The following is a 14013-nucleotide window of genomic DNA, read 5'->3' on the forward strand; positions in this document are numbered from 1 at the left end:
ATTGTCAGACTATTTCGGTAGCAGAACCCGATGAAGCGTCAAGAATCACCGCGCCTTCAGGCCGGTGAGTATTTCAAGGTGCCGTTGCCGCGTCTTTCCATTGAACGGGAAGGTAGTAATGGGGACAAGGAAAGCTATCTCGCTACTTTGCGCTCCTGGCTGTACGGTAAAACACAGGATGAAATTTTGGCATATCCTGAAGCAATGGCGATGTTCCGTGAAATTGGTTGCGATCAAAATATCCTCTGCTATGCTTTCAATTTCAAACGCCAGGATGGTAGCATCAACGACGATCCGGAACTGTTCTTAAAGTTGACGGATTTGGTGTACGATCGCTTCCACGTCCACTACTACCAAGACGGTAAAGCCGAAGACATCCACAAGTATCGCTTTTTCCTTACCAGCACTATCTTCCAAAAAGACGATTACGGGCCGGCATTCATAGAGAACTATGCCAAACGCCTCGGACTATCGAAAACGCCTGATTCCATAAAAGTTTTGCGTTCGATAGTGATGGATCCGTATGTGGGTGACTTACCCGACGGGCGATCGTTTTTCGACGAAATTATCGAAACTCTTCGCAGTAACGCAACCGAGATTATCGAGCAAAATTTTCGCTGAATCCAGCAACAAAATTGAGTTTTCACACTAGCGATCGCTCTTAACTTCTTTAACAAATATCTTGGCAAAAGTCTATCAATTTCATAGATCGTCTGCCTCCATCTGGTTAGCCTGCCGTTAGGTTAGGCTACGCTACGCGCCCCGTCGCTTAGCGCTTCACATCTGCGTACTAGAAAAAATTTGAGTTTTTTTGCAAGATATCTAATCTGTAATACCGAAAAAAATACACGAAGAGCGATCGCTACTTACATGACGCTATTGCCATAATGAAGAAAAATGACAAAAAACAACCAGCAAAAATCTCAAGGGAAAGCACTTGTTATAGGTGCGGGTGTAAGCGGTCTTACAACAGCACTTTGTTTGCAAAGAAATGGATTTCAGGTGACAGTAGTAGCCCAAAAGTTTGCTCCTGAAATCACTTCGGTTGTCGCCGCCGCTTTGTGGCAATGGCCTCCTCCAGCGCTTGGTGAAGATTCTGAAGACCAAAACTCCTTATCTAAGGCAAAAAAATGGTGCATGACTTCCTACGATTATTTTGCCAATCTTGCTGATTCTCCAGAAACAGGTGTTTTTTTGCGGCCTGTAGTGGTATATTTTAAGCATCTAGTCAAGGATAATCCTCACGACCAAGAGAGAATGGATGAATTGCGAGATAAAGTTGATGACTTTGTGCATACTACCGCTCTAATAACCGAAAATAAAATCAATACTGAGATCGGTTTAAAAGACGCATACTCGCATTTTGCACCCATGATTGATATGGATGTTTATATGGGGTATTTGCTTAAACAAATAAAGCAAGCTGATTGTCAGGTATTAACAAAAAAAATCTCTGGCAATTTGAAAGAAGAAGAAGAAAAGCTGAAAAAAGAATTTGGGGTCGATCTGATTGTAAACTGCTCCGGTTTAGGAGCTATAGAACTTGCGCCGTCAGATATGTATCCTCTTAGAGGAGCATGGATTCGCGTTCGCAACGATGGCAAAACGATACCTCGAATCACTAAGGCTCATTGGCTATCCCACGATGAATTTTCCGACGAACAGGACTTTATTTACATAGTACCAAAAGGGCATGACATACTCCTGCTTGGAGGTTTGGTAGAACCCCATAAATGGGATTTAAATATTGACTTAGAAAGTTACGAGCCAGTTAAGGATATGCTAAAACGATGTGTTGAGTTTATGCCAGCGCTCAAAGATGCTGAAATTGATTTTAACGAGCCTATTCGTGTGGGTTTGCGTCCTTTCCGAAGGCTGAATGTCCGTTTGGAGCGAGAACCAGAAACTGCCATCATCCATAACTACGGACATGGGGGCGCGGGTGTAACTTTGTCATGGGGGTGCGCTTTTGAGGTTTTAGAGATAGCCAACGCAATATTACAAAGCAACAAAAATCCTCTAGTAGTTTAGAGGAGCAACCAACGACATTCTGAGAGTAATTGCGCGAGATACACAGATAAAGACGAGAAATCTTTGTAATTTGCTTGGCAAGACTTTCGGTAGTAATTGGGTAAGGAAATACTCGCACCAGTCTCTCTAACCTCACTTGTTTCTCGGATTGTATCAGGTCCCGACTTTGAACATTTGTGGGTAGGTTATCAACCCATGCCACTTTGCCCACTGGGCTTCACAAGCATTGTCGCCGCCAGTAGTAACGATCGATATGTCAGTCTTGAACGCGCTCAGTTATTTGCTTCCAGCTGGGGTAGTCAGTTAGCGAACATGGGTGTAGCGGGTCATTTAACAACTGCTGATGGGTTTGGTGAATGGCAACAAGGTAAGGAACTGCTCAGACAGTTAATCGAATGCAAACCGAGTTCTCAAAAGCCGAGTTCTTCCCTGAGTATCTCAAAGCGCAGCCATCCGCCAGATGGACGATCGATCGTTACTACAATTGCGTACCCAGACTTTCCATCTAAATCAAAAATTCACATGGGCAATCCTACTCGATTAAAGTTGAACAAGATAGCTGGCTCTTTATTATTGCTGACTGTATTGACCGCCTGTAGTGGTAAATCGGAAGCAGATAAACTCACAAAAGAGTTACAAACTGTCACCTCATGGGCAGCAACAGCCGAGATGACGGGTGAAGCTTGGATGCAGGGCAATGTTCCGACAACCTTCGCTAAACAAACACTCTTTAGTGCGCTTCAAAAACTCCACAAAGAAACAGAAACGATCGCACAGTTATCGTATGACCCCACGCAACGTCGCACGATACTAGAACATTTACAGAGTCTCGAATCCACAGTCGGTCAGATGTCAATAGCGGTGGAACAGGAAGACCGAATTGCGATCGCCAACCAGGTGCAACAGCTATCAACTCAGAAGCAAATAATCATCATACTTGCCAACACAGCAGGTGGGCAGCGATGAAAAAAATTCTGGAAATTACCCTGGGCATCGTCACGAGTATCGGTGGCTTTCTGGGCGCAGGATCGATCGCTACAGCGGCAGAAGCTGGTGCTGTGTTCGGCTTCCAACTGCTCTGGGCTATCCTCCTGGGCGCGATTTGCGTGATATTTCTAGTAGAAATGTCAGGGCGGCTGGCTGCCGTAAGCAAACATACCTTAGTCGATGGAGTGCGCGAACGTTTTGGGTTCAACTTTTATGTAATTCCACTATTAGCTCTAGTCGCGATTCATTTCCTGTATATGGCGACTCAAATCGGTGGCGTTAGTATCGCACTACAGCTAGTAACGGGCATAAGCTTCCAGTGGTTTGCTCTGCCTGTTGCTCTGGCAATCTGGTCGGTACTCTGGTTCGGGAACTTGAGCATCATTTCTAATGGCATTTCCCTCCTGGGGCTGATTGCGTTGGTCTTTGTCTTTGCTACCTTCAAGCTTCATCCATCGCTCACGCAACTCGGTTCTGGTCTGTTGCCGACTCTGCCACGCTCTGACACCGCACATTATTTATATATTGCAGTTGGCATCCTGGGCTCATTGCTCACCCCCCAAATCTTTTATTTCTACTCATCCACAGCAGTAGAAAACCAATGGGATGAAGAGTATATCGGTGTTAATCGCGCTATTGCTAGTTTAGGCATGGGCTTCGGTAGCATTGTCTCGCTGGGTGTGATGATTGTAGCGGCCCTAGTGCTTCACCCTAGGGGTATCGACGTTGATAACTACTCGCAAGCAGCGCTGATGCTAACCCAACCCTTCGGTTACTGGGGTTTCCTGCTGTTCGCTGCGTCACTGGGCATCTGCTGCTTTGGGGCAGGGATAGGGGCAAACCTCACCAGCGCCTATATTCTGGCTCAAGCTTTGGGGTGGAATTGGGGCGAAAATGTCAAACCGAAGGAAGCGGCACGCTTTAGTTTCATCTACACGGTGTTCGCCTTTCTGGCATCATTGCTGATGGTTGTTGGCATCGACCCCTTAAAACTGACCCTGTTTACAATGGCGATTACAACATTAATATTGCCGCCCACTCTCGTACCTTTGCTAATCCTGATGAACGATCGGCGCTACGTTGGCAAGTATCGCAATGGCTGGATTAGTAATAGCGTAATCATCTTTGCGATCGCGCTCTCGTTTGTTTTGGCGATCGTTGCCATTCCCCTGGAATTTATAGGAGGCTGAAATGAACGTAATCCGAGATATTTTGGATAACCAGTTGGTCGATCGCAATGATTGCAAAATGGGCAAAGTCGATGGGATTGTGATGGAATTGCGCGAAGGGCAACCGCCACGGCTAGCTTACATCGAAGTAGGAATGCCAACCCTTGCCCGAAGGCTACATCCACGGTTGCAACGTTGGGTAGCAGCATTTTTAAGTAAATGGGGTGCTAAACACAGTGAGTCGTTTCGGATTCCCTTTTCAAAAGTGCGGAATATTGGCATCAACGTAGAAGTTGACCTCGATGCAGAAGCAACGCCAGCGTTAGCTTATGAAAAATGGCTGCGAGAGCATATCGTCGAACGAATTCCTGGGGGAAAGTAATGGCTCATAGTGAAATTAATCTCGAACTGTTACTAAGTAAAAGTGTGATAGATCCAAAAGGTAAACCAGTCGGACGCATTGAAGAGGTGCTAGTCGAACAACAAGGGAATCAATGGATCGTTCGGGAATATCTGATCGGCTCTGCTGCCATATTAGAACGCTTATCAGCTTGGACAATTGGACTATCGATTTTGCACCTGATGGGAGCGCGTAAACTTCACACCGGGTACAGAGTGCCTTGGGACCAACTAGATTTGACCGACCCAAAAAAGCCGCGCCTGCTTTGTAATCTGCACGAATTGAAGACATTTTCTAACAAAGTGTAAAATTTAAACATTGACTTTGATTTTAAATCCGCGATCGCGCAAGCGGGAACTATAACCAAATCTGATGGAATGTATGCAGCAAGGCAACAAAGTCTTTCGTGAAGAAACACTAGAGCGCCTTTCCTCACCGGAATAATTAGACAAGTTAATGCGGGTAGTTAAACCGCAAACTTGGCTTCCTTTGGCTTCGATGGGCTGTTTAGTTCCATCACCAGGACAACCCCGGTGTAAGCGCGGTCAAATTCTTCTAGGGAAACCGTCCGCCTTCCCGTAGCGGGGTCATTTAGATAAACGCACTTTTGTGTAAACCCCTCAACGACCAAAAAGTGGTTGAAATTCCACAAGACAATAAAAGAAGGAGTCAGGGTTTTCAAGCTTTCGGGCAACTTTTTAAACCCTTTGGCATTTAAACCATAGTTCTTAGCTGCTTTGATGATATTCAACGCATTGCTACCATCTCGCGAAACCCCACACTCGCGCCGTAATTCTGCCAAGGGGACGATGCGCGAGTAATAGCTTAGAATAATTCCCTCCAGAAGCAGCACCGCATTCAGTTGCTTCCATTTGCACCAGCGTCGGGGTACGGACGCGACTGATTTTAGGGTGTCTCAGAATACTCGGAATTAAGCTTAAAGGCATATTTTAGTTTAGTAAAACCTGTCCCAAGATATAAGCACATCTTAAAAACTCATATTAATAGCAAAGAAAAAAATTGCTGACTTTTCCCGGTATCTTTTTTAACTTGAAGTTCCCATCTCAGGGATAAAACTTTAAATTAATGGTGACTCGGTGTCCCTTTAGTAAGGGCAAACATTCTTATTTAGTTGTTACATCCCCAGTTAGATCAGTATTTTTTCTTGACTCAACTCTTTCTTTTTGCGGATGTATCCTTTGGAGCTATCTTTTATACTGTGTAGACATAATTAATTCAATAAATGCGTAGTTCATTTGAGGTTACTGAATACCCAAGTTTTAAGGGGTTTTAGCTCCGGCTTCGGTAGCCTGTAAATCCAGTTAGGCTACCGGAATAACTTATTTTCGAGAAAACCCTAAATTCTCGCTTAATAGAGGTATCTATGCTCAGGCCAGAGCTTAAAGCATTTATCCAGCGCATCCCTAAAGCCGAATTGCACTGTCATTTAGAAGGTTCAATTCAACCAGCTACCCTATTAAAGCTAGCTGCACGCCACTCTATTGAGCTACCTTTTGAAAACGAAGAAGGTGCTAAGAAGTTTTTCGAGTTTGAAAACCTTAACCACTTTATTGATATCTTATCGCTCACTTCTTCAACGTTGCAAACGGCAGAGGACTTTAAGACCATTACTGTTGAATTTGGTGCCGACGCAGCGCGGCAGAATATTAGCTACCGCGAGGTGTTCTTCAGCTATGACGCTCACCGACAGCGCGGGATTCCTTGGGAAACGGTAATTGAGGGCATTGCTGCCGGTCGCACCGAGAGCAAAGAACAATATGGCGTTGAAATGTGGTTTATTGCCGACATAGACCGGACAACGGATCCAGAAGCCAGCCGACCGATGGTGGAACTAGCCCACAAGAGCCGCGAATATGCCGGAATCATTGGCGTTGGGATGGACAGTAAGGAAGCTGGCAACCCTGCCAGCAGTCACAAGGTAGCATTCTCGCGCGCCAAAGAATTAGGCTTTAGGCTTGTTGCCCATGCAGGTGAAGATGCTGGCCCAGAGAGTGTCTGGGATGCACTCTCTATGGGTGTTGAGCGGATCGACCACGGCGTGCGATCGATTGAAGACGATAAACTGCTACAGCGCTTGGTGGAAATCCAGATTCCGCTGACGGTTTGCCCGGTTAGTAACGTTCAGTTGAAAATCTTCCCCAATATGGCAGCTCACCCGATCGAGCGCCTGATGGATGCTGGGGTCTTCGTCACTGTCAACTCAGACGATCCGGCCATGTTTCATGCGGACGTTGTCGATAACTATTTGCAGGTAGCCGATACGTTTAACTTAACAGCCGACGACATCGAGAAGCTGGCAAGGAACAGCTTTATGGCGGCTTTCACGGACAGTGCGGTTAAAGCCGATTATTTAGAGCGGTTTACAGCCAAAGTAACCCAACTGCGAGCTTTTGAGGTGTAATTCCCATGCCATCTATGTGGAGAGTAAAACAATGACAAATATTACTGTAGGCGACTATTTGCTGCTTCGTCTGGTGCAGATTGGCGTCAAGCATATCTTTGGTGTGCCTGGTGACTACAATATGGAATTTCTCGATCGCATTGTCGTTCAAGAGAACCTTGAATGGATTGGAAATTGCAACGAACTCAACGCCGCCTACGCCGCGGATGGCTATGCTCGAATTAATGGCATTGCAGCATTAGTCACCACCTTTGGTGTTGGCGAACTCAGTGCGATTAATGGAATTGCTGGCGCTTGCGCCGAGTACGTTCCGGTTGTAGCGATTACCGGATCTCCTGCTATTAAAAAGCAAAAGATGTTAGCACCTCTGCACCATACCCTTGGCACTGGCGACTTTACTGTGTTTGCCCGGATGTTTGAGAAGGTAACGGTAGCGCAAGCTTCTTTGACACCAGAGAATGCAATAGCAGAAATTGACAGAGTTCTTAATGCTTGCCTTCTTAAAAAGCAACCTGTTTACATCAATCTACCGATGGATGTTGCTTCCACTGAAGTAGCTGCACCACCCGGTGAATTTATGCCTCCTGTATTCGAGAGCGATCGGGCTACATTAGATGAGGCCGTTGATATCAGTGTGAGGTTGCTGGAGAAGGCCCAAAAACCAGTTATTCTCGCTGACATAGGTGTCGCTCGCTATCGCCTGCATAAGGAATTGCGAGGTCTTTTAGCTGCTACTGGATATCCTTATGCAACTTTGAGCATGGGGAAAGCGCTCCTTGAAGAAACGCACCCCCAATATATCGGTATCTATAACGGTGCTGTCAGTGAAGATTACGTCCGAAGACGGATTGAAGATGCAGATTGTGTGTTGAGTATTGGTACTTATTTTACAGATTTCAACACAGGAAAGTTTTCCGCCCAACTCGATCCTGGTCGAACGATTGAAGTGCACGGGCAGTATTTAAAGATTAAGCGTGCCTGGTACAATAATGTAGCGATGCATGATTTCCTGCCAGCTTTAAGCAAACGGTTGCAGCATCGCGATGCCATTTCGCTGGACATAAAACCCGTTCAAGAAAATTTGAATGCTGGCTTTACAGCGAGCTTCCAACCTAACTCTTCTGCGCCTATTAAGCAAGAGCGTTTTTGGCAAAGACTGGCTCATTTTTTCAAAGAAGATGATATCGTTGTTGCCGACATAGGAGTTGCTTTTTTTGGAGCCTTGCTAGTTCCTTTCCCAAAGGGAACCACTTTCGTCGGACAACTGCTCTGGGCTTCTATAGGCTACTCGCTGGGTGCAGTTCTAGGTTGTGCGATCGCGGCTCCCCAACGACGCTCTATCCTATTCATTGGTGACGGTTCGTTTCAAATGACTGCACAAGAACTTTCAACCCTATTACGCTATGACCTCAAGCCAATTATTTTTCTGATTAACAACGATGGATATACCATAGAGCGCGATATCCACGGTGAAAAAATGCCATACAACGACATCCAAAGATGGAATTATCACAAACTCCATGAAGTTTTTGGGGACAATGGTTGGGGCATTAAAGTAAGCACCGAGTCAGAGTTAGATTCGGCGCTGCAACAAGCCGAACAAAATAGAGACTCCCTTGCCTTTATTGAAGTGGTGATGGACAAAATGGACAATCCAGAAAATCTCTTGAAGCTGTTGCAGCAATAATCGGGAACTGGCTTGTCGCTACACAGTATCTAAAACCTAACTAAAAAGAATGAAAATGTCACTCCCAACAGAAGACTTTACCATCGGTGTTGAAGAGGAATATCAAATTATCGATCCCAAAACTCGCGAACTGCGATCGCGGGTGCAGCAAATTCTACCGTTAGCACAGAAAGCGTTGGGGGAAGTGGTACAACCTGAAGTTCAGCAATCGCAGATAGAAATCGCTACCCCTGTGTGTCGATCTCTTTCTGAAGTACGCGCAGAACTTGTGCGCTTGCGGCGGGAAATTATTGCCGCAGCTTCTATTGACGGCAATCAAATTGCCGCCGCCGGGACACACCCATTTTCCGAGTGGAAAGAACAGGAACTCGCGCCCAAAGAACGTTATCAAGGACTGATGCGAGATTATCAACAACTCACCCGCGAGCTAGTCATCTTTGGCTGTCACGTACACGTTGGCATCAGCGACCGCGAAACAGCTATCCGCGTCATGAACCGTGCCCGTGTGTGGCTGGCACCAATACTTGCGTTGGCTGCTTCCTCACCCTTTTGGTTGGGTACGGATACAGGCTATGCGAGTTATCGTACAGAAATTTGGGGCAGGTGGCCGATATCGGGCCCGCCATTAATTTTCTCCTCACAAGCTGAATACCAAGCAGTTGTAGAAGCTCTGATTGCCACTGGAAGTGTAGAGGAGGCAACGAAGGTTTACTGGGATGTGCGTCTGTCAGAGCGTTTCCCAACAGTAGAATTTCGCCTCGCAGATGTGTGCATGACAGTAGATGAAGCGGTAATGGTTGCGGGACTGGTGCGCTCTTTGGCGCGGACTTGTTACGAACAAGCTCAAGCAGACAAACCATTCTCAGCCACGCGCCACGAACTTATACGCGCCGCGCACTGGCGTGCTGCACGCTATGGATTAGATACAGAACTAATAGACGTTGAGGTAATGCGTGCCGTTCCAGCACGCGAACTCATTGAGAAGTTTCTAGCCTTCGTGCGCCCATCGTTAGAAGAGTATGGAGACTGGGACGAGGTTTCATCGCTCGTGCGGGAGACGGTGCAGCGAGGAAACGGCGCAACGCGGCAGCGGGAAGTTTACAAGCGTACCGGACGCTTGGAGGATGTCGTTGATTACATCGTCGCCGAGACGCTCAAAGGTATTGATTAAGTTCGCGGGAAAAACTCAATGAGAAAAAAATATATCTGACAAAAACTGGCGCTGCCCTGTAGCTTGAGTTACTATCCATCAGAACAATTCCATGTTTTATACCAACTTTGAACATAGTCTGTTCTACAGATATATAAACCGCTCAAATTCTGTAGGAACTATCTTATACATTCATGGTTTGGGTGAATCGGGTCTCTGCTTTGAATCGCTGATTCTTCAGGAGCAGCTTTGCCAATGGTCTCACATCGTATTAGACCTTGAAGGTTATGGGAAAAGTCTTTGGCCCGTGGCACCAAAGTCTCTCGAACAGCACGCTGATAGTTTAGCAAGCTGGCTGCAATTCAAAAGCATCAGTCAGGTAATAATATTGGGTCATTCGATGGGAGGAGTGATTGGTTTGATATTGTCTGAGAAATACCCGGAACTTGTGCAGGGTTTCATTAACGTTGAAGGCAATATTTCTATCGAAGACTGTACCTTTAGCAGTCAGGCTGCGTCCTATTCATTAGAGGATTTCCAAACCTATGGGTTCGACACCATCCGCAACGGTGTATACTCTAGTGGATTAGAAGACGCTGCACTGCGTAGTTATTATCCGTCGCTCTGCTTTTGTCAGCCTCAGACATATCACTTAAATAGCTCTGAATTAGTAGAACTCTCTAGAGGCGCTAAGTTAGCTAAAAGACTTGGTTCCCTGAAAATTCCTGTAATATATCTGCTGGGTAATCCTCGTGGTACGGCAGAACTTTCCCGTTCTATGTTGACTGCATCAGGTATTGAGTGGCGAGCAATTGAAGATGCAGGTCACTGGCTTTTTATAGATAAACCAAAGACGTTAATTGATGAAATGCTGAGTTTTTTGATTCAATTTCAGCCATGACTAATTTGCTGTGTTAATAGTTTATACAACAATATAGCAATCCTTGCAGGAGTCGTAATTTTTTTACCCCACCCCAGCCCTCCCCTTAGTAAGGGGAGGGAGTAAGAAATTCACAAATGATTTAGGATCGCTATAGTTAAGTAATTGTTTAGAAATAGGTGTTAAACCAATAGGAATTGTCAAAATAAACATACTTACTTAATTAACATGAAATTAAGAATTTACAAGATGCTTGAACGAAGAGCAAAAATGCAATTACCTAAATATCTAAATTCAGCAAGAGGATAGCGTAATGAGAACTCTGAACAAACAACAACTTTTGGACATCTGCTACGGTGCTGCATTTTTGGGAAGCGGTGGCGGTGGTCCGTTGAAGGCAGCATTGCGACTTGTAGAAAACTTGCCTGATGACGTGACAGTTAGAGTCAAGACAGTAGAGGAAGTAGAAGACGATAAACGGACGGCGATTGTAGCTTTTATGGGAGCGCCAGAAAAGATGCTTAAAATTCAAAACTCACAATCGGCGATCGCAGCTTTTGATGGGTTAAATAAAGAATATAGTGGGCAAATTGGCTGTGTTATGCCGATCGAGATTGGGGCACTCAACACAATTGCTCCAATTATGGTGGCTATTGAGAAAGGAATTCCTGTTATTGATGGCGATGGTGCTGGTCGAGCTATTCCTGCTATCACAATGACTACGTTTGCAGCATTGAAGCTGTCTGCTAACCCAACCGTTCTCGCCAACAGTAAAGGACAAGCGGTTTCTGTTTTTGTAGGGGATGCTTCCGAAGCAGAATCATGTTGCAGACCAATATTGGAGGTATTTGACCAAGAAGCTGGGCTAGCAATGTGCGCGATGGACAAGCTGACTCTCCAACAAGCGGTGGCGATTCGAGGAACTTTGCAACTGTGTGAAGATGTAGGGCATATTCTGGGCACCTCGATTGAACCTATAGATGATGTGCTTAAGTTACTTGAAAATCGTGGATTGACAGCACGTCGTCTCTTTACTGGCATAGTTCAACCGCCAGAGCAAGAAACACAAGTCGGGTTTGATTGCGGCAAAGTTATCTTGCGAGACGATGAGAGCCACCGAGAAGTATGGGTCTACTATCAGAATGAAAATCTGATTGCTTGGGATACGCAAATCTCCACTCCAATTTTTATCGCTCCCGACTCGCTGTGTTACCTAACTTTGGAGGGAAAACCGTTTTCTAATGCAGATATTGATGATAAAATCGTGCATCGCAAAGCTACTCTCATCGGCATCGTAGCTCGCCCAGAACTGCAAACTGAGAGCATCCTAGAAAGTTTTAAGAAGGCATTGCAAAACCTCGGATACGCAGGTTCTTATCTGCAAATTCCATATTTGCAGGATATACGGTTAATGACAAAGAGCGTGTCAAAAGAAAGTGCAAATAGTTTGATTTGATAATCGCGTTGGTTTTGTTGCTGAAGATATAAATGTGAGAACTGAGGTGATAGAAACGAATTATGGAAACTAACGACACAGACACAACTAAAGAAATATTGGATGTTGCTATTGTTGGTGGCGGTGTTTCTGGAATTTATAGTGCTTGGCGGCTAATGCACTATGATGCTACTACTTCCGAAACCCTGAGAGAATGGGCTAATAACGTCCTGACGGCAAACTGAAGATTGGCGTGTTCGAGCGAAGCTCACGCATTGGCGGGCGTTTATTGTCGCTCGTACCACCAGGAATGCCGAATATGCGTGCAGAACTTGGGGCGATGCACTATACCTCAAATCAGATATTGTTGCGATCGCTAGTCGAGAATAAACTGCATCTAAAAACCTACGATTTTCCAGGCAGCTACCCAGAAAACATCCTTTATTTACGCGGCTACCATCTGCGCGAACAAGATTTATCCAATCCAGAAAAAGTCCCCTACAATATGCAGTGGCACGAGAAAAGGAAATCTGCAAGCGAGCTTGTCGCGAATGCGATCGAGCAAATTCTACCAGGCGCTTGTGCTATACCTGCATCGGCGTGGCACGAAGTCAAACAAACTGCCTGTTTCGACGGTGTAAAGCTTTATAAACAAGGGTTTAGTAACGTCCTCAACCGAGTGATGAGCAACGAAGCCTACGAATTTATCCGTTATGCAAGTGGTTTAGACACAATTTTGAGTAACTGGAATGCCGCCGACGCTATCCCTTGGTATCTCGCTTACTTCGGGCCAGACGCTCAATATATCGGGTTAGTCGATGGGTTTGAGTCTGTAGCGCTCAAGCTCAAAGATGAATTTGTCAAAGCAGGCGGCGAAGTGCATTTGAATTGCGAATTGCGATCGTTCAACACCTGCACCCTAGCCGAGCGCACCGCTGGGATAGAGTTGCGTTTCTTGAATGGTTCCATCCTGCGTTGTCGGCGGTTAATCTTAGCAATGCCGCGACGTTCTCTAGAACTTCTCGACCAGACAAATTCCATTCTCGACCCGAATAATCTGGAAGTACGCCAAATGATCGAGAGCGTTTCCCCTCAACCCCTGCTCAAAATCTTTTTGTGTTACGAAAACCCCTGGTGGCAAGCTGCTAACGTGCATTCCGGCAAGTCGAATACCGATTTGCCCGTGCGACAATGCTACTACATCGGTACAGAGGGAGACAAATCCGGTGCGGATAAAAGCAACCGCAACTCTCTGATAATGGCTAGCTATGACGACGGTCGATCGAGGAATTACTGGATCGGAATGCGAAGACAACAGACTATCGAACAACCAGAAAACTTTCAGCGAAATCAGACAGTAGCCGATCGCACTTTAGATTTCGACTACAGCCAGTGGCAAAAATACCTGCCTTCTGCTGCAATTGTCAACGAACTACAGCGACAACTCAAAGAAATTCACGCCTTAAAATATATCACAGACCCTTACGATGCCGCATATATGGACTGGGGTGCCGACCCGTTTGGGGGTGCATACAATCTGTGGAAGATTCACGCTCAAAGCTGGGAAATTATTCCCAAGATAATCCAACCCGTAGCTGAGATGCCAGTATACATTTGTGGCGAAGCTTATTGCGATAACCAGGGGTGGGTTGACGGAGCGTTGCAGAATGTGGAGTTGATGCTGCAAAAGCATTTCCAGTTGCATCCGCCGGATTGGTTGCTATCGCCATAAAATTGGGGAAAATTTTTACACAGAGCTCATAGCGCTCACCTTTATTAGACCTCTTGCAAAAATAAATAGGACGGGCTCTTCGGCCCATCCCACAAGAGTTATTTTTTCTTGTGGGATGGG

Annotated in this window: 14 protein-coding genes; 13 read left to right on the forward strand and 1 reads right to left on the reverse strand. The window is 45.7% G+C overall.

Annotated elements, in window-relative coordinates; translation table 11 throughout:
• Positions 1 to 30: 30 nt before the first annotated feature.
• From QUB61_RS33790 to QUB61_RS33815, 6 genes are all read left to right on the forward strand, one after another.
• Positions 31 to 621 carry a hypothetical protein gene (locus QUB61_RS33790; protein WP_333134912.1) on the forward strand — a complete coding sequence of 197 codons (591 nt, stop codon included), beginning with the start codon at positions 31 to 33 and terminating at the stop codon, positions 619 to 621.
• A 276-nt stretch (positions 622 to 897) separates the two neighbouring features.
• On the forward strand, positions 898 to 2031 hold the full coding sequence (locus tag QUB61_RS33795) for an FAD-dependent oxidoreductase (protein WP_333134914.1): 1134 nt from the start codon (positions 898 to 900) through the stop codon (positions 2029 to 2031).
• A 195-nt stretch (positions 2032 to 2226) separates the two neighbouring features.
• Positions 2227 to 2997 carry an alpha/beta hydrolase gene (locus QUB61_RS33800; RefSeq protein ID WP_333134915.1) on the forward strand — a complete coding sequence of 257 codons (771 nt, stop codon included), beginning with the start codon at positions 2227 to 2229 and terminating at the stop codon, positions 2995 to 2997.
• Positions 2994 to 4208, forward strand: a complete 1215-nt coding sequence (locus tag QUB61_RS33805; RefSeq protein ID WP_333134917.1) for a divalent metal cation transporter — start codon at positions 2994 to 2996, stop codon at positions 4206 to 4208. The genes QUB61_RS33800 and QUB61_RS33805 overlap by 4 nt, the downstream gene beginning before the upstream one ends.
• A gap of 1 nt (position 4209) precedes the next feature.
• The gene (locus tag QUB61_RS33810) at positions 4210 to 4569 is read left to right on the forward strand and encodes a hypothetical protein (protein WP_333134919.1); all 360 of its coding nucleotides are present in this window, start codon (positions 4210 to 4212) and stop codon (positions 4567 to 4569) included.
• Positions 4569 to 4895 (forward strand): hypothetical protein, encoded by a 327-nt coding sequence (locus QUB61_RS33815; protein ID WP_333134920.1) that lies wholly within the window; start codon positions 4569 to 4571, stop codon positions 4893 to 4895. The genes QUB61_RS33810 and QUB61_RS33815 overlap by 1 nt, the downstream gene beginning before the upstream one ends.
• 158 nt (positions 4896 to 5053) lie before the next feature.
• Here the strand turns inward: QUB61_RS33815 and QUB61_RS33820 are convergent, their stop codons facing one another.
• Positions 5054 to 5440 carry a cysteine peptidase family C39 domain-containing protein gene (locus QUB61_RS33820; protein ID WP_333134922.1) on the reverse strand — a complete coding sequence of 129 codons (387 nt, stop codon included), beginning with the start codon at positions 5438 to 5440 and terminating at the stop codon, positions 5054 to 5056.
• Between the two features lie 531 nt (positions 5441 to 5971).
• On the opposite strand from QUB61_RS33820, the gene add reads away from it, so the two are divergent.
• The 7 genes from add (at position 5972) to QUB61_RS33855 (ending at position 13893) form a co-directional block, all read left to right on the forward strand.
• Positions 5972 to 7009, forward strand: coding sequence for an adenosine deaminase (gene add, locus QUB61_RS33825; RefSeq protein ID WP_333134924.1), 1038 nt, complete (start codon positions 5972 to 5974; stop codon positions 7007 to 7009).
• Between the two features lie 31 nt (positions 7010 to 7040).
• Positions 7041 to 8696, forward strand: a complete 1656-nt coding sequence (locus tag QUB61_RS33830; protein WP_333134926.1) for an alpha-keto acid decarboxylase family protein — start codon at positions 7041 to 7043, stop codon at positions 8694 to 8696.
• A 55-nt stretch (positions 8697 to 8751) separates the two neighbouring features.
• The gene (locus tag QUB61_RS33835; RefSeq protein WP_333134928.1) at positions 8752 to 9867 is read left to right on the forward strand and encodes a carboxylate-amine ligase; all 1116 of its coding nucleotides are present in this window, start codon (positions 8752 to 8754) and stop codon (positions 9865 to 9867) included.
• A 91-nt stretch (positions 9868 to 9958) separates the two neighbouring features.
• Positions 9959 to 10747 carry an alpha/beta hydrolase gene (locus QUB61_RS33840; RefSeq protein ID WP_333134930.1) on the forward strand — a complete coding sequence of 263 codons (789 nt, stop codon included), beginning with the start codon at positions 9959 to 9961 and terminating at the stop codon, positions 10745 to 10747.
• Between the two features lie 292 nt (positions 10748 to 11039).
• Positions 11040 to 12182: a DUF917 domain-containing protein gene (locus QUB61_RS33845; RefSeq protein ID WP_333134932.1), complete on the forward strand. Its 1143-nt coding sequence runs from the start codon at positions 11040 to 11042 to the stop codon at positions 12180 to 12182.
• A gap of 62 nt (positions 12183 to 12244) precedes the next feature.
• Complete coding sequence (locus tag QUB61_RS33850; RefSeq protein WP_333134934.1) at positions 12245 to 12406, forward strand: hypothetical protein; 162 nt, start codon at positions 12245 to 12247, stop codon at positions 12404 to 12406.
• 8 nt (positions 12407 to 12414) lie between these two features.
• Complete coding sequence (locus QUB61_RS33855; RefSeq protein ID WP_333134936.1) at positions 12415 to 13893, forward strand: FAD-dependent oxidoreductase; 1479 nt, start codon at positions 12415 to 12417, stop codon at positions 13891 to 13893.
• Positions 13894 to 14013: the final 120 nt, after the last annotated feature.

Source organism: Microcoleus sp. C2D2 (assembly GCF_036702495.1).
Classification (GTDB): Bacteria; Cyanobacteriota; Cyanobacteriia; order Cyanobacteriales; family Microcoleaceae; genus Microcoleus.